Origin of the sequence: Luteibacter sp. RCC_6_2 (assembly GCF_041360655.1) — a bacterium.
Taxonomy (GTDB): domain Bacteria; phylum Pseudomonadota; class Gammaproteobacteria; order Xanthomonadales; family Rhodanobacteraceae; genus Luteibacter.
This window is the reverse complement of record NZ_JBFUPQ010000006.1, coordinates 84,449-100,918: the sequence shown is the minus strand read 5'-3', so window position 1 is coordinate 100,918 and position 16,470 is coordinate 84,449. Positions and strand designations below refer to the sequence as shown.

The 16,470-nt window shown below is 65.8% G+C and carries 12 protein-coding genes, 1 tRNA gene and 1 riboswitch; of the genes, 8 read left to right on the top strand and 5 right to left on the bottom strand.

Annotated features, from left to right (window positions below; translation table 11 throughout):
* Nucleotides 1–127 precede the first annotated feature (127 nt).
* The 4 genes from AB6730_RS08170 to gcvP form a co-directional block, all read right to left on the bottom strand.
* Nucleotides 128–2,530, bottom strand: coding sequence for a GH92 family glycosyl hydrolase (locus AB6730_RS08170; RefSeq protein ID WP_371023153.1), 2,403 nt, complete (start codon nt 2,528–2,530; stop codon nt 128–130).
* A 90-nt stretch (nt 2,531–2,620) separates the two neighbouring features.
* Nucleotides 2,621–3,499 carry a bestrophin family protein gene (locus AB6730_RS08165; RefSeq protein WP_371023152.1) on the bottom strand — a complete coding sequence of 293 codons (879 nt, stop codon included), beginning with the start codon at nt 3,497–3,499 and terminating at the stop codon, nt 2,621–2,623.
* Complete coding sequence (locus AB6730_RS08160; protein WP_371023151.1) at nt 3,496–4,161, bottom strand: carbonic anhydrase; 666 nt, start codon at nt 4,159–4,161, stop codon at nt 3,496–3,498. The genes AB6730_RS08165 and AB6730_RS08160 overlap by 4 nt, the downstream gene beginning before the upstream one ends.
* Nucleotides 4,162–4,248: 87 nt before the next feature.
* Nucleotides 4,249–7,119, bottom strand: a complete 2,871-nt coding sequence (gene gcvP / locus AB6730_RS08155; protein WP_371023150.1) for an aminomethyl-transferring glycine dehydrogenase — start codon at nt 7,117–7,119, stop codon at nt 4,249–4,251.
* A 42-nt stretch (nt 7,120–7,161) separates the two neighbouring features.
* A riboswitch (glycine riboswitch) is annotated at nt 7,162–7,255 on the bottom strand.
* 391 nt (nt 7,256–7,646) lie between these two features.
* Here gcvP and AB6730_RS08150 point away from each other — a divergent pair.
* The 4 genes from AB6730_RS08150 to AB6730_RS08135 all read left to right on the top strand — a co-directional run bounded on the left by AB6730_RS08150 (nt 7,647) and on the right by AB6730_RS08135 (nt 11,730).
* On the top strand, nt 7,647–9,629 hold the full coding sequence (locus AB6730_RS08150) for a hypothetical protein (protein WP_371023149.1): 1,983 nt from the start codon (nt 7,647–7,649) through the stop codon (nt 9,627–9,629).
* A 135-nt stretch (nt 9,630–9,764) separates the two neighbouring features.
* The gene (locus AB6730_RS08145) at nt 9,765–10,472 is read left to right on the top strand and encodes an SDR family NAD(P)-dependent oxidoreductase (RefSeq protein WP_371023148.1); all 708 of its coding nucleotides are present in this window, start codon (nt 9,765–9,767) and stop codon (nt 10,470–10,472) included.
* An 11-nt stretch (nt 10,473–10,483) separates the two neighbouring features.
* Nucleotides 10,484–10,762 (top strand): 4-oxalocrotonate tautomerase family protein, encoded by a 279-nt coding sequence (locus AB6730_RS08140; RefSeq protein WP_371023147.1) that lies wholly within the window; start codon nt 10,484–10,486, stop codon nt 10,760–10,762.
* Nucleotides 10,759–11,730, top strand: a complete 972-nt coding sequence (locus AB6730_RS08135; protein ID WP_371023146.1) for an NADP-dependent oxidoreductase — start codon at nt 10,759–10,761, stop codon at nt 11,728–11,730. Before AB6730_RS08140 ends, AB6730_RS08135 begins: the two co-directional genes overlap by 4 nt.
* Before the next feature lie 81 nt (nt 11,731–11,811).
* Here the strand turns inward: AB6730_RS08135 and AB6730_RS08130 are convergent.
* A tRNA-Leu gene (locus tag AB6730_RS08130) sits at nt 11,812–11,896 on the bottom strand.
* Nucleotides 11,897–12,019: 123 nt separating this feature from the next.
* On the opposite strand from AB6730_RS08130, the gene rnr reads away from it, so the two are divergent.
* The 4 genes from rnr (at nt 12,020) to sugE (ending at nt 16,376) form a co-directional block, all read left to right on the top strand.
* On the top strand, nt 12,020–14,767 hold the full coding sequence (gene rnr, locus AB6730_RS08125; protein WP_371023145.1) for a ribonuclease R: 2,748 nt from the start codon (nt 12,020–12,022) through the stop codon (nt 14,765–14,767).
* Nucleotides 14,764–15,510, top strand: coding sequence for a 23S rRNA (guanosine(2251)-2'-O)-methyltransferase RlmB (gene rlmB / locus AB6730_RS08120; RefSeq protein WP_371023144.1), 747 nt, complete (start codon nt 14,764–14,766; stop codon nt 15,508–15,510). Before rnr ends, rlmB begins: the two co-directional genes overlap by 4 nt.
* The gene (locus AB6730_RS08115) at nt 15,507–15,779 is read left to right on the top strand and encodes a hypothetical protein (protein ID WP_371023143.1); all 273 of its coding nucleotides are present in this window, start codon (nt 15,507–15,509) and stop codon (nt 15,777–15,779) included. Before rlmB ends, AB6730_RS08115 begins: the two co-directional genes overlap by 4 nt.
* A 276-nt stretch (nt 15,780–16,055) precedes the next feature.
* Entirely contained in the window at nt 16,056–16,376 is a 321-nt protein-coding gene (sugE, locus tag AB6730_RS08110) for a quaternary ammonium compound efflux SMR transporter SugE (RefSeq protein WP_371023142.1), read from the top strand.
* The last annotated feature ends 94 nt before the right edge of the window (nt 16,377–16,470 follow it).

Sequence of the window (16,470 nt, the reverse complement as noted above, 5' to 3'; positions counted from 1 at the left end):
GTTGTGGGAGCCGCGGTTGTGGGAGCCGCTTCAGCGGCGATCCCGCGGCAGCGGGCGAGCTTGCCGCAAGCACCCATCGCCGCTGAAGCGGCTCCCACAAAATGAAGCGGCTCCTGCAAACAGGGGGTCAGTGTTTGTCGAAGGAGGGTGGAGCGTCCTCGGGCTTTGTCGCCCATGAGATGTTCGGTTTGTCCGACAGGTCGAATTCCAGTTTGCCGCCCTTCAGCGCGAACGACTCCGGGAGCCATGCACGGGTGGACGATTTGCCATTCACTTTGAGCGCGGTGACATACGGTTTGCCCATGCCTGCGTCCGGCGCGTCGATCGTCACGTCGCCGTTCTCACGATGCACGACGGCACGAGTGAACAGCGGGCTGCCTATCACCATTTCCGCACGGCCCGGAATCGATGGATACACGCCGAGCGCGGCGAACACATACCAGGAGGACATCTCGCCGAGATCGTCGTTGCCGGGAATGCCATTGGGCGCATTGAGCCAGATCGTGTCGAGCACGCGGCGGACGAGTTCCTGCGTCTTCCACGGCTGTCCGGCGTAGTTGTAGAGCCAGGGCGTGCCGATGGACGGCTCGTTATCCAGCTCGGCGTGCAGCGGCCCCGACTTGGTCACGGCGAAGCTGCCGTCGGGTTGGTAGAAAAAGGCGTCGAGCCGCTTGCGCGCCTTGTCCCGGCCACCCATGGCGTCGAACAGGCCACCGACGTTGAAGGGCACCATCCACACGTACTGCGCGGCGCTGCCTTCGACGAAGCCGTCTTCCGTGGACGGTGTGAACGCGTGCGGAGCTTCCTTGTCGTCGTCCTTCACCAGTGCCCAACTGCCATCGGCGTTGCGGTTGCGAATGTAGCCGCCTTCCGGTGTCGCCTTCGGATCGAACAGGTTGCGCCAGTACTGCGCGCGTTCGAGGAAGCGGGCGGCGGTGGCGGTGTCGCCGAGGCGCCCGGCGAGCGCGCTGATGCCGAATTCGGCGGCGACGGTTTCCAGCGTATCGGCGGCAGGTCCCCAGGCGGGTGCGCCGACCGGGATGTAGTGCAGCTTCAACCAGGCATCGAGCCCGGGGCGTTGGCCCACGCACTCGACTTCGCAGCCGTCGTGCGAGGTATCGAGAGCGGTCGGGTTGTCAGCGGCGTGCACCAGTGAAGCGAGTGCGCCCTTGACGTCGAAGTCGCGTGCGCCAAAGGCGTACATGCCCGCGATCGCCGCGGCGGACGGATCGCCGTTCATCACATGCGTGCCGCCGTTGTTGTGCGTCCAGCGATCCCACACGCCGTTATTCTGCCGCGCCTGGTTATAGAGGCTCTGCGCGATGTCGCTCGCGGTCTTCGGTTCCAGCCACGCCACCAGCGGCAACTGCGAGCGGTAGACATCCCAGCCGGAGAAGTTGGCGTACTGCGCCTTCTGGCTGCCGGTGACGCGATGCACCGCGTTGTCGAAGCCGCGGTACTCGCCGTTGACGTCGCTGAAGACATTGGGATGCATCAGTGCGTGATACAGCGCGGTGTAGAACACCGTGCGCTGGTCCGGCGTACCGCCTTCGATGTCGATATGCGAGAGCCGGGCGTTCCAGGCGTCGACGGCCTTGTCGCGCAGGGCTTCGAACGTCGTGCCCTTCGGATTCTCGGCATCGAGGTTGGCCTGCGCATTGGCGAGGCTGACGTACGAGATGCCGACGCGAACGTTCACCGCGCCGGCTCCCTTGGCGAACCCGACCCATGCGCCGGAGCCCTTGCCCGTTGCCGGGAACCCCTTTTCGCCGTAGCCGGTACCGCCTTCCGCGTGCATGCCACCCTTCTGCACGCCCGTGTCTTGCCAGGTGCCGGTGTAGGCGAACGGCTGGTCGAATTCGGCGACGAAGTAGAGCGTGTAGTAGCTGCGCCGGTCGGCCTCGTTGATGTAGCCACAGAAGTTGCCGCTGGTCACTTCGCCCGTGACGCGCGTTGCGGCCTTGTCGACGGTGACGCTCGCCTTCTCGGAGCCGGCTTCGGAATCGGAAGCGCGTACCAGTACGTTCGCCGGCTTGCCGGCGGGGAAGGCGAAGCGCGCCGCGCCCGAATGCAGTGCGGCGGTCAGGTCCACGGCGACGCCGTTATCGAGCGCCACATGGTAGTGGCCGGCCTTCGCCGTTTCGTTCGCGTGCGAGAACTTCGATGCGTACGCATGGCGGAAGTCCGTCGACGGGGACACGGTGATCTCGTCCGTCACCGGCATGATCGGTACGTCGCCCGAGCCACCCGCGCAACCCCAGCCTTCGACATTGGTGAGGCTGAAGCCACGGATGGCATCGGCGCGATATTCGTAGCCGCCGGGTGCCGCGATGGGCGCCTTCTTTCCCGGCAGGGGCGAGGCTTCCGGACTGAACTGCAGCATGCCGAACGGAACCACCGCACCCGGGAAGACATTCCCTCCGTTCGTGGTGCCGATCAGCGGGTTCACCAGGGCGGCTGGCCCGGAAGCGGCGCCGGCCAAGGCGGGCACAAGGGCGGCGGCGAGGACGATCGGACGAAAGGCGCGCAAGGGAGGACCTCCGTGAAGCCGGGATTTATCTCGATTGAAATCGCTCGGCGGCACGGTTGTCCCGTGCCAACGGTCATGCTTCGAGGCGATTTACCAGAGGATGCCGTCGACCGGCTTCACCGGTTCCAGGCCATGCGCTTCGCCGAGGGAGTCGCGCAGGTCGATCTCGATGCCCCGAGTGAGGGTCGTCAGCGGCACGTCGTCTTCGAGGTTCTCGAAGGGGTTCTGCATGTCGTTGCCGATCTGCAGGAGGGCCAGGAACAGGAAGCCGGCGACGGTGGAACCGAGCGGCGTATACAGGCCCAGTGTCTCGACCAGCCCCAGCGGAAGGAGCAGGCAGAATCCGTGCGTGAAGATGGCTGGATACGTGGCGTACTGCTGCGGCAACGGCGTGTTCTTGATCCGTTCCATGCCGCCTTGCGCATTGGAAATATCGGACAAGGTGCGTGCGATGGCCGCGAGCAGGATGGGCTCGGGACGCGCTTCGCCGATCAATGCCGCCGTGCGCGCGTGGATGGCGTTCGGCACGTTGGCGACACCGCGCAACGCGACGACTTCCTCGGCCGGAAGACGTGCGCCCAGTTCATCCCATGGGGCTTGCCGGCGCAGGTGCAGGCGCAGCGCGTGCACATAGGCGATCTGCCGGTGCACCACGGTCTCGGCGGCCGTCCGGTCGGCAAGCAACGTGACCGCCTCGCGGCCCAGTGTCCGCGAGGCATTGACCATCGCACCCCAGAGCGTCCGCGCCTCCCACCAGCGCGCATAGGCGGTGGTGTTGCGGAAGCTGAGGTAGACCGCCACGGCGGAGCCGAGGAGGGTGAGGGGCAGGGCGGGGAATTCCGCCGTCCAGCGAGGGTGCATGAAATACCACAGGGCGGTGACTGCGATATCCCAGGCCAGCAGCCAGATGAGCGGCCGTCCGACGTAACGCAGGATGTGCCCGAGATGGGCCCGCCCCGGGAGGATCACGCGCCGTGCTCTCGCTTGATCGCTTCGGACAGGGGGAGGAAGCGGTTGGCCGCCTCGTCGAGTATCGAGATGGTGCCGTCGCCGATGTCGTAGACCCAGCCTTGCAGCGTGATCGCATCGTTGGCCATGGCAGCGGCCACCGCCGGGTGCGTGCGCACGTGGGTGAGCTGCAGGCGTACGTTTTCCTCGATCAGCGCCAGCATGGCGTCGGCGCCTTCGAGCTTGCGCGCGAAGACGGCGCTCTTGGCCGCCTGCGCATTGCGCAGCCATGCCTCGACCGTGGGCAGGTCCTTCGTGGATTCCGGGTTGAGCAGGCCCTTCATGGCGCCGCAATCGGTGTGGCCGCAAATCACGATGTGGCGCACGCCGAGCACCATCACGGCGAATTCGACCACGGCGGACACGCCACCGAGCATCTCGCCATAACCGGGCACGATGTTGCCGATGTTGCGGCAGACGAAGAGTTCGCCGGGCTGGGTCTGTGTGATCATCTCCGGCACCACGCGGGAATCGGCGCAGGTGATGAACAGGGTATGCGGGCTCTGGCCTTCGGCCAGTTCGTCGAACAGGTGCTGTCGTTCGGGGAAGACCTTGTGGCTGAAGTCCTCGACACCCCTCAGCAGGCCTAGCAGGCTATCGTCGCGCGGCGTTTCCTGGGTCATGTGTTCACCTTGGAAGATCGCGCCGCCCGAACCGGGCGGCGCCAGGAGCGCAGTTTAGGGCAAAGCCGGCTCCCCAAGGAGGCGGTTTCACGCCTCCACGTCTTCCTTGTACGCGTCGATCGGGATGCAGGCGCACATCACGTTCTTGTCACCATAGACGTTGTCCACGCGCGACACCGGCGGCCAGTACTTCGACAGCTTCAGCGACGGCAGCGGGAAGGCCGCAAGTTCCCGCGGATAGGCGTGGGTCCACTCGCTGCCCGTGACCATGGTGGCCGTGTGCGGGGCGTTGCGCAGGGGATTGTCCTCGCGGTCCAGGCGCCCGTCCTCCACCGCGCGGATCTCGTCGCGGATCTGGATCATGGCGTCGATGAAGCGGTCGAGCTCGTGCTGGGATTCGCTTTCGGTCGGCTCCACCATCAAGGTGCCGGCCACCGGGAAGCTCAGGGTCGGGGCATGGAAACCGAAGTCGATCAGGCGCTTGGCGACGTCTTCCGCACCGACGCCGGTGGCGTCCTTGAGCGGGCGCAGGTCGAGGATGCACTCGTGCGCCACCAGGCCGTTGCGGCCCGTGTACAGCGTCTTGAAGTGCGGCGCGAGGCGCTTGGCGATGTAGTTGGCGTTGAGCAGGGCCACCTGGGTCGCCTTGCGCAGGCCTTCCGTGCCCATCAGCGTGATGTACATCCAGGAGATCGGAAGGATCGACGCGGAACCGAACGTGGCCGCGCTGACCATGCCGACATCACCCTCGCCGCCGAAGGCGCGCGGAAGGAACGGGGCGAGATGCGACTTGACCGCGCACGGGCCGACGCCCGGGCCGCCACCGCCGTGGGGGATGCAGAAGGTCTTGTGCAGGTTGAGGTGCGAGACGTCCGAACCCCACTTGCCCGGCTTGGCCACGCCGACCAGGGCGTTCATGTTGGCGCCGTCGGTGTAGACCTGGCCACCATGCTTGTGCACGGCTTCGCAGATGGCGACCACGTCTTCCTCGAACACGCCGTGCGTGGAGGGGTAGGTGATCATGATCGCGGCGAGGCGGTCGGCGTACTTCTCGGCCTTCTCGCGGATGTCGTCGACGTCGACGTTGCCGTTCGCGTCGCAGCGGGTGACCACGACGGTCATGCCGCACATCTGGGCCGACGCCGGATTGGTGCCGTGTGCCGATTCCGGAATGAGGCAGATGTCGCGATGGCCTTCACCGCGCGAGCGATGGTAGGCGCGGATGGCGAGCAGGCCGGCGTATTCGCCTTGCGCACCGGAGTTCGGCTGCAGGCTGACGGCATCGTAGCCGGTACATTCCACCAGCATCGCTTCCAGTTCGTCGATCAGCTGCTTGTAGCCCTGCGCCTGGTCGGCCGGGGCCAGCGGATGGATGTTCGCGAACTCGGGCCACGTCACCGGGATCATCTCGGCGGTGGCGTTGAGCTTCATGGTGCACGAGCCCAGCGGGATCATCGTGCGGTCGAGCGCGAGATCCTTGTCGGCCAGGCCACGCAGGTAACGCAGCAGTTCGTGTTCGCTGTGGTGCGTATTGAAGACCGGATGCTGGAGGAAGTCGACGTCACGCAGCAGGGCCTTCGGCAGGGCGTCGTGGACTTCGGCGTCGAGCGCGTCGATGTCGCCGAGGCTGGCGCCGAAGACACCGGCGAGCGCGACGACATCGGCACGCGTGGTGGTCTCGTCGAGGCTGATGCCGACGCTCGACGCGTCGATGGCGCGCAGGTTGATGCCCGCGGCCGTGGCCTTCGCGTGGATCGCCTTGGCGTCCACGCCGGTGATGTGCAGCGTGTCGAAGAAGTCGTCGCCGACGGCGACACCGGCCTTGCGCAACGCGACGGCGAGGATCGCCGCGAGGCGGTGCGTGCGGCGCGCGATGCGGACCAGGCCCTCCGGACCGTGGTACACGGCGTACATGCTGGCCATCACGGCGAGCAGCACCTGCGCGGTGCAGATGTTGGACGTGGCCTTCTCGCGACGGATGTGCTGCTCGCGCGTCTGCAAGGTGAGACGGTAGGCCGGCTTGCCCTCGGTATCCACGGAGACGCCGATCAGGCGGCCCGGCATCGAGCGCTTATAGGCGTCGCGGCAGGCGAGGTAGGCCGCGTGCGGGCCACCAAAGCCATAGGGCACGCCGAAGCGCTGCGTGTTGCCCACCACGATGTCCGCGCCCCAGCTGCCCGGCGCGGCGATCAGGGTGAGCGCGAGCAGGTCGGTGGCGACGCAGACGACGCCGCCACGCGCGTGCGTCGCGTCGGCCAGGGCCTTGTAGTCGTTGATGCGGCCGAAGGTGTTCGGGTACTGCAGCAGCACGCCGAAGCTGTCCACCGTGGCGCCTTCGCTGTCGTCGCCCACGTGCAGTTCGATGCCGATGCCGTCGGCACGGGTGCGCAGCACTTCGAGCGTCTGCGGATGCACGTCCCTGGACACGAAGAACACGTTCGACTTCGACTTGGCCGAGCGCTTGGCCAGCGCCATGGCCTCGGCCGCGGCGGTGCCTTCGTCGAGCAGGGACGCGTTCGAGATGTCCATGCCGGTGAGGTCGGCGACCATCGTCTGGAAGTTGATCAGGGCCTCCATGCGGCCCTGCGAGATTTCCGCCTGGTACGGCGTGTACGCCGTGTACCACGCCGGGTTCTCCAGCACGTTGCGCAGGATCACGTTCGGCGTGAGCGTGCCGTAGTAGCCCTGGCCGATGAAGCTGCGGAAGACGGTGTTGCGGTCGGCGATCGCGCGGATCTTCGCCAGCGCCTCTTCCTCGGTGACCGCGGCGGGCAGGGCGAGCGGAGCGGGAGATTTGATCGAGCCGGGGACGATGGCGTCGGTGAGCGTGTCGAGCGTGTCGTGGCCGACCACGCGCAGCATCTCGGTGATCTCGGTGTCGTTGGGGCCGATGTGGCGCTCGATGAAGGCGCCGTGGTTCTCGAGGTCGCGCAGCGAAGGAGAGGTTTTATGGCTCATGGGCTTGGAGGCATCCGAAATAACGCGCCGTGCCGGCACGTGGGGCGCCCCTCTGTCCTTTTGCCTGAGAGTTTGGAGGCGGAAGCCTCTTGCACCTTCGGCGCCGGATCGAACCGGTCTCTCCAGAGTGATGACCGCGCGGTGGTTTTGGGGCCTGAGCGATTACGGGCGTTGCGCCTTCGGCAGCGGGTCCTTCCGCTTCTCCCACCGTGCATTACCTGGCCGATTATACAGGGGTGGAGGGCCGGAAGAGGGGCTGCCGTGGATGAGGCCGGGAGGAAACGGGCAGGCATCCCGGGCCGGCGTAGGCGGTGCCCGGTGTTCCTGTCGGTTTCGGCGGCGATTCGCACGGAAGTGCCTGCCGTCGCGGCGTAGCCGTGTCGCCATCTTCGCTCATCGTGGAGACAACGGTGGGTAAGTGCGCGTTTCGTCCTGTTGGTCGGGTGGCCTGGAGTGAGAATGCTCTCACTGGACGGCCGCCAGACGGGACTAACGTCGAAACCGGACTACGCACAAGGAGGTCCCCCATGAGAATCCCCACTCTTGCTATCCGTTCCCTCACGTTGGCCATCGGTTTCGGCCTGACGTTTCCCTCGGTCGCATCCGACCTGACGAAGGTCTCGAACCGGCTTGCCACCTCCGCCACCAAGGACACGGGCGGAAGTGTCGCCTTGTCACCGCCAGCCACGTTGCTGGTTTTCGGTTCGCCAGCGGGCCCTTCGCGGCCGGACAACCGGAGCGCGGCGACGATGTCCGCCGCCGGCCTTCTACCGGACGATATCGACTGGTTGTCGTCCCTGCCGCCCGGCGACGTCCTGGCCATCCTGGGCACGGATGTCCTTCCACTCGCCGGGGACCAGGCCGCGTCGTTGAAGCGATTGTTCGATGCTGGCGTCCCCGTCCTGTTGCAGCGCGACGAGCAGGCGCCAGCGACTCCTTCCCTGGTCACGCCGCTGTTCGGTATCGCACCGACCGGCGGTGACGCCTTGTTCCGCCGGAACGCGGATGGAGGGGTGGAGGTATTCGCCGCGCCGGAAGGGCAGGTGGCGGACGTGGCGGATCTTCTGTCGGCGATGATGACCCGTGTGTCGCAGCGGCCCGATCCGGTCGAGGGCGGACAGTACCGCTTGTCGGCGCTGGACGCGGTCGAGGGTGCGGCGGTGCTGCCCGCGCGACATTTCGACGTCAACTTCGTCGATTCCTCGGGCGAGATACTGGGCGTGACCGGCATCGACGTGATGCGTAGCCGTACCCGCTCGACCGATGCCAAGCTCGTCACCCTCACATCGAAGGTTTCGATCAAGCCGAAACGCGCGGGTATCGTCGATGGCGGCCGGACTGGGAAGAACCTGTGGGGGGCCTACCTGCCGTTGAAATACCGCCTTCAGCACAGCTTGGTCATGGATGGTGCCACGCCGACCTACATGGATCATTTTCCCGTGACGGACGGCCGCACCGAATACACGCAGGTCGACACGGAAAGTCGCGGTTTCACCGTCGGCGGTTCCACCGGCACGGAGCTGAGTTCGACAGGCAAGCCCGACGACGTGCTCGCTTCGAAGGTCCCGTTCAACCTTTCCTTCGGTTATGAGCACAAGTGGCAAACGAGCCTCAGCATGACGTTTCACGATTACTCGATGCTGGCCGCTCCCAGTGGACCCGGGTCGGTGTCATGGGAAGCCTTGATCGCGCCAAAATTGGAGAATGTCCTCATCAAGCGTTGGGGTGCCGGCATGCCCCAGCTGACCGAGGAAAAGATGACGCCCATGATGCGTGCGGCGGCCTTCAACACGCTATCGGAATGGAAGCTCCCCGGCGACTACGAGGGCATGGCCAAGGTGACCGTCTCCGGAGGCTACGACCTCGACCGGAAAGAGTGGTGGTGGCAGCGTACCGATATCCGCCACGAGAAGGGTGTGGATACACGGTCCGTGCTCGCCGACTTCGTGCTGGACATGTCCGACCCGTACCTTTCCGCGGAGATCACGGTACTGATCCGCAGTGGCACCGGTTCGGGTGCTTGCCTGCGCGACAACCAGGGTAGCGTGGGCCTGGCCACCTGCAACGCGGCCGACCGGCGACAGATGTGGGGATTGGATGCGTCCAGCCGCTACGTCAACCGGGGCTCGCTCCGCTGCCTGTCCGTACAGCCCACCACCCGGAGCGTGATCACGGATACCTGCGAAAACATCACCTACGAGAAGCAATGGCAATGGCGGGCCGATCGCCTCCACTCGCTGGTGGACCACGGCAACTACCGTCTCTATGTCGAAGGCGGTGCGGTGCGTTATCACGCACCGGCGGGACGCTTCCAGGATTATCCGGTGAATCCTTATGGTTCTCCCCTCGAACCGTGGACGAACTATCCCAATTCACCGCGTCCGGGCATCGATGTCCAGCCTGCGCCGCTGGGCAGTCGACCGGTGGAAATCGGTCCGGAATGGGCTTCGTTCGTAAGGGTCAGCGACGACCAGCGCTGGCGCGTCGAAGTGCTTCGGCAGGGGCTGTAGAGGCGAAAGCCGTCCGGCGGCGGGGAATTCCCCGCCGCTTGCGCGAACGGACCCCGCCGCCACAGGTTTCGCCAATCGGCGGGGCGGGAGGCCGCGCTAGGCTGAGGGGGTTCGCGCTTCGAAGAGGTCCGGACCATGAACAGGAAAGTCGCCATCGTCACGGGGGCCTCGCAAGGCATCGGTGCCGGCATCGTGAATGCCTATCGCGGCCTCGGTTACGCGGTGATCGCGAATTCCCGGAACATCCGGCCATCCGACCGGGAAGAGGTGGTCACGGTCGCCGGCGATATAGGCGACCGCAACGTGGCGGCCGAAGTCGCCACGACGGCGGTCGAGCGTTTCGGCCGCATCGACACGCTCGTCAACAACGCGGGCATCTTCGTTGGCAAGCCCTTTATCGAATACACGGAAGAAGACTTCCGCCAGACCGTCGACGTGAACCTGGGCGGCTTTTTCCACGTCACCCAGTTCGTCGCCCAGCAGATGCTCATGCAGGGTTACGGGCACATCGTCCAGATCACCACCACCCTGGTCGACCAGCCGTTGGTTGAAGTCGCGGCCGGGCTCGCCTCGCTGACGAAAGGCGGGCTGGACGCGATCACGCGTTCGCTGGCTATCGAGTACGCGAAGAAGGGCGTGCGTGTGAACGCCGTCGCGCCGGGCGTCGTCCGCACGCCCATGCATGCACCGGAAACACTGGATTTCCTTGCGGGACTCCACCCAATGGGGCGCCTCGGCGAGATCGAGGACGTCGTCGAGGCTATCCTCTATCTCGAACGCGCGCACTTCGTGACGGGAGAAACCCTGCACGTCGATGGCGGACAGCATGCCGGGCACTGGTAGGAGGGAAAACGATGCCGATCGTAACGATCCAGGTGACACGCGAGGGTACGGCGCCGGGCGCCACGAGCACGACGCCCGAACAGAAGGCGGCCCTCATCGAAGGCGTCAGCCGGCTTCTGCTCGAGGTGATGGGCAAGCCGATGGATAGCACCTTCGTCATCATCGAAGAGGTCGAACTGGAGAACTGGGGTTGGCATGGACTGCCGGTCACGGAGTTGCGGCGACGACGCGGGGCCTCGTCAGGTGACGTGGAGCCGCCTGCCGATGCGGGCAAGCGAGGCACATCATGAAAGCGGCTTGGATCACCAACCCCCGAAGCGGCGACCTTTCGGTCAGCGTGGGCGACACGGATGCACCGGTGCCGCAGGACGATCGCATCGTGGTCGACGTGGAAGCGGTGGGCCTCACGTTCGCGGAGCCGACGTGGGCGACGAACGGAACACTGCCCCTGCCTGACGGGTCGCAGCGTGCATCACCCGTCATCATCGGTCACGAATTCGCCGGCCGCGTCGCTGTTACCGGATCGGCCACATCTGGTTTTTCGACGGGAGACAGGGTGGTGGGCCTGATCGACTTCTGGCGCAACGGCGCGGCGGCGGAACAGGCCAGCGTGCTGCCCGGTGAAATGACACACCTGCCCGACAACGTGAGCGCCGTCGATGCGTGCACGCTTCCCATCGGCGCGCTGACGGCATGGCAGGCGCTGTTCGACTTCGCCCGTTTGAAGAAAGGCGAAACGGTACTCATCCATGGTGGTGCGGGGGCGGTGGGTACGTTCGCGATCCAGATAGCGAAGGACGCCGGTGCGCGCGTGGTCGCCACCGCGCGCGGCCACGACGCCGTGGCACTTTGCAGGAAGCTTGGTGCCGACCATGCGATCGATACGGCGTCGGAACGTTTCGAGGATGTCGCGGGGCCGGTGGATGTCGTATTCGACACGGTGGGTCATGACTTGCTCGAACGGAGCTGGTCGTTCCTCGGCCGGGGCGGCCGGCTGGTCACGATCTCCGGCGAGGCGGAAGACGCGCCATCGCCGGAACGCGCCGCGGCCCTGGGGATCGAGGCTCACTGGTTCATCGTCAAACCCGATCCGGCGCAGTTGGCCGAGATCGTCGCGCGGGTGGCCGATGGCCGCATCGCCGTGCAGATCGATCGCACCTATCCGTTATCCGATGCGCGCAAGGCGTTCGAGGAAGCGGAAAGCCGTGCGCGGCGCGGCAAGACCGTGCTTTTGGTGAGAGAGGCTGCCGGTTCTTGAGAGGCGCCGAAAACATCGCGCATCGTTTCTGAACCCCGGAAACAACGAAGCCCCGCATCGCTGCGGGGCTTCGTCTATAATTGGTGCCCAAGAGAGGACTCGAACCTCCACGGTTTTACCCGCTAGTACCTGAAACTAGTGCGTCTACCAATTCCGCCACCTGGGCAGGTGTCTCGAAACAGCTTCGCTGTCCCGTGAGCCGCGTAGATTAGGTAGGTCGAGGAAACTTGTCAACGATTTTGCACCCCGGATGTGAAACTATTCCACGTCCCCCTTCAAAGGTCCTTACGTGACGAAGAAACAGAAAGGTTCGGGAGCCGACCGCGGCCCCCGTAAACCCAAGGCCAGGCCGGCCGTGGTCGATCCCCATGCCGACCGCGAGGCCCAGCGCTACGACCAGCCGATCCCCAGCCGCGAGGCCATCCTGGCCCTGCTGGAGGATCGCGGCGAATTGCTGATGGCCGAAGATATCGCCCGTTCCCTCCGCCTGTTCACCGATTACGAGATCAACGCGCTGGACCGTCGCCTGGGCGCCATGGTCCGCGACGGCCAGCTGCTGCGGAACCGCCGCGGCAGCTATGCCCCGGCGGAGAAGCTCAGCCTGATTCCCGGCCGGGTCATCGCCAATGCCGAGGGCTACGGCTTCCTGCGTCCGGACGAGGGTGGGGAAGACCTCTATCTCTCGCCGTCGCAGATGCGCAGCGTGCTGCACGGCGACCGCGTGCTTGCCAGCGTGGTCGGCATCGACCGCCGTGGCCGCCGCCAGGGCGCCATCGTGGAAGTGCTGGAGCGGCGTTCGCCGCGCCTCGTCGGCCGGGTCGTCGTCGAGAACGGCGTGACCCTGGTCGAGCCGGACGACCGCCGACTGCACCAGAACATCATGATCCCCGCCGGCCGCGATGCCGGTGCCCGCTCCGGTGAGATCGTGGTGGTCGAGATTACCGACCCCCCGACACCGCACCGCGGCCCCATGGGCACGATCCGTGCCGTGCTGGGCGAGCGCCTCCAGCCCTCGCTGGTGGTGGAAATGGCGATCGCCAGCCACGACCTGCCGCATGAATGGCCGGCCCAGGTCGTCCGCCAGGCGGAGGAAGTGGAGCCCAAGGTCACCGCCGAGGAGCGCAAGGGCCGCGTCGATATCCGCAAGCTGCCGCTGGTCACGATCGACGGCGAGGACGCCCGCGACTTCGACGACGCCGTCTATGCCGAAGCGCTGAAGGGCGGCGGTTTCCGCCTGATCGTCGCCATCGCCGACGTGTCGCACTACGTGCCCGTGGGCACGCCGCTCGACGTCGAAGCGTACGACCGCAGCACCTCCACCTATTTCCCCGGATTCGTCGTGCCGATGTTGCCGGAGACTTTGTCCAACGGCATCTGCTCGCTCAATCCCAAGGTCGACCGCCTGTGCATGGTCTGCGACATGGAGATCGACGAGGAAGGCGAGGTGGTCCGGTCGAAGTTCTACGACGCGGTGATGTATTCGCATGCGCGGCTCACCTATAACAAGGTGTGGCAGGCCGTGGGCGAGCGCAACGCCGATGTGCGCGATGAAATCGCCGATGTCCTTCCGCAGGTCGAAACCCTGCATCGTCTCTATAAGGCGATGGCGAAGGCGCGCAAGCGTCGCGGCGCCATCGACTTCGAGACACCGGAAGTGAAGTTCCGGCTGGCTCCCTCGGGCGATGTCGTCTCCATGGGGGCGAGCGATCGCAACGATGCGCATAAGCTCATCGAGGAATGCATGATCGCCGCGAACGTGCAGGCGGCAAGGTATCTGTCGAAGCGGAAGATTCCAGCTCTCTACCGCGTGCACGCGCCGCCGCCGGCCGAGAAGTACGACGATCTCCTGCAGTTCCTGCGCGAGTTCAAGCTGAAGATGCCGCCGGCCGACGAGGTCACGCCCGCCGACTTCTCCGCCTTGCTCAAGAAGGTGCACGATCGTCCCGAAGCGGAACTGATCCAGTCGGTGCTCCTGCGCGCGCAGAGCATGGCCGTGTACCACCCGGAGAACCAGGGCCACTTCGGCCTGGCGCTGGATGCGTACGCGCACTTCACCTCGCCGATCCGCCGTTATCCCGACCTGCTCGTGCATCGCGCCATCCGTTACGCGTTGACCAAGGGCAAGCCGGCCGACTACACGTACAGCGAAGGCCAGATGGCCTCGATGGCCGTGCATTGCTCGCAGCGCGAGCGCCGTGCGGAAGAAGCCGAGCGCGATGTCGACGAGCGCTTCAAGTGCGCCTGGATGGAGAAGCATGTCGGCGAGGAATTCGCCGGCACGATCACGGGTGTCACGTCGTTCGGCTTGTTCGTCGAACTGGCGGCGTCGCGCGTGTCCGGACTCGTCCATGTCTCGCAGTTGCCGAACGATTACTACAAGTTCGATCCGGTCCGTCACTTGCTGTCCGGCGAGCGCACGGGAGCCAGCTATCGCCTCGGCGATTACGTGAGCGTGCAGGTGCTGCGCGCGAGCCTGGAAGATCGCAAGATCGATTTCCGCCTCGTGGCGCGTCTGGCTGCATTGCCGAAGCCGCCTCCGCCGGTCGTCGCCGCACCCGCGCCGGCGTCTCGCTCGGGTATGGCGGAGGCCGGGAAGGCGTTCGGCCGTGCCGCGAAGAAGGCAGTGGGGCGGATCTTCGGGAAGAAGACGAAGGCGCCGGTCGCTGCCGAGCCGGTGGCGGAACATCATGCGCGGCCTGCTCGTCAGGCGGTTGGTGAGATCGAGGGTGCGGGTGTCGCGCGCAAGCGCGCTTCCCACCAGGGGCGGGATGTCGTGCCGTCGAAAGATGGGGCTCGTTCTGGTGGTGGGAATCGGTCGAGGGGTCGGCAGGGCGCGGAGAGCGAGAGGCCGGCGTCCAGGAAGGGCGATGCGCCGCGCAACGACGTGGCGAAGGGGCGTGGAACGAAGAGCCCCCAACCCGCCGCGAAGCAAGCCGCAACCAAGACGGCGGCCAAGCCGGCGCCGGTGAAGAGCGCACCCGCGAAGACCGCGGCCAAGAGCGCACGACGTAGACCCAGGAGCAAGCCGCAAGCATGAGCGAGTCGTGGATCGTTGGCATCAATCCGGTCGAAGGCGCGCTAGCCAACGATCCGGATCGTGTCCGTGAAGTATTGATCGAGCAGAATTCGAAGAACGCGCGCGTGAACGAGATCGCCGCGCAGGCGCGCAAGCTCGGCTTGCCGGTGAAGCCGGTGGGCAAGGAGCAACTCGAGAAGCTCGGTGGTGAAGCGCGCCACCAGGGCGTGATCGCCCGTTACGAGACGCCGCCGCTACGTGGGGAGAACGACCTCCCTGCGTTGCTCGACGCAGCGGGTTCCAATGCCTTGGTATTGGTGCTCGACGGGGTCACCGATCCGCACAACCTCGGTGCTTGCCTGCGCAGCGCGGCGGCCGCGAACGTGACCGCGGTTGTCGTGCCGAAGGACCGCGCCGTCGGCATCACGCCGACGGTTCGCCGTGCGTCGGCGGGTGGTGCCGACCTCGTGCCGGTGATCGCCGCGACCAACCTTGCCCGCGCCATGCGCCTGCTCAAGGATGCCGGCGTGTGGATCACGGGGCTGGACGGCGACACCGACCAGTCCATCTACGACATCGATCTCAAGGGACCGGTGGCCGTGGTGATGGGCAGCGAGGGCGATGGCATGCGCCGTCTCACCCGCGACACCTGCGATTTCGTCGCGAAGATCCCGATGCCCGGTGGCATGGAAAGCCTCAACGTGTCGGTGGCCACGGGTATCGTCTTGTTCGAAGCGTTGCGTCAGCGAGGAGGCAAGCGATGAATCTGTTCTGGCACGACTGGGCCGGCCTGATCGGTGTCGCCCTGGTCCTGGTGGCGTTCTTTCTGCTCCAGGCGCACAAGCTGTCGGGGCAGGGTTATCCATACCAGGTGATGAACCTGGTCGGCGCCTTCGGCATTCTTCTCTCGTTGATCTTCGGTACCTTCAACCTCTCCGCGTTCCTGCAGGAGATGGCATGGTTCCTGATCAGCGTGTACGGCATCGTGCGCGGCGTGAAGGCGAAGAAGGCAGCCGCGGCACCCATCCTGTAACGCCCTTGGTGGGAGCCGACCCTGTCGGCGATGGGTGCTTGCCATGACCCGGCCCGCTGCCGCGGGATCGCCGACAAGGTCGGCTCCCACAAGATGATCGCTAGACCGGGTCGGCAAAGGGTTACACCAGGTGATCGCCAGCCCGGGTCAGCGGGGGGTTACACGGGGTGTGTAGAATATTCGGCGGATCGGCGCAATGCCGGTCCGCATGCGGGGACGGCCCCGCGATGCGCATCATCTCCGCGGGGACGACCCCGCCTGTGCGGAGTCGCTTCCATGTATTGGTCCATCCTTGTACTCGCCGGTCTCTTCGAGATCGCCTGGGCCGTCGGCCTGAAATATACCGAGGGCTTCACGCGCCTCGTGCCAAGCGTGTTGACCGGCACGGCGATGACGATAAGCATCGTGTTGCTTGCCATCGCCACCAAGAAATTGCCGCTGGGCACGGCTTATGCGGTGTGGACCGGCATCGGCGCCGTGGGCGCGGTCACGTTGGGCATCGTGCTGTTCGGTGAATCGGCGCAGCCATTGCGGCTGCTGTGCGTCGGGTTGATCGTGGTGGGGATTCTGGGGCTCAAGCTGACGTCGGCCACCTGAATCGCTGGGCCGGCCAGTTGAGGGTTTCAGGAATCCCTTATCGCCGCTGAAGCGGCTCCCACGAAGGCCCCGGGTCGCATTGCCTTTGTGGGAG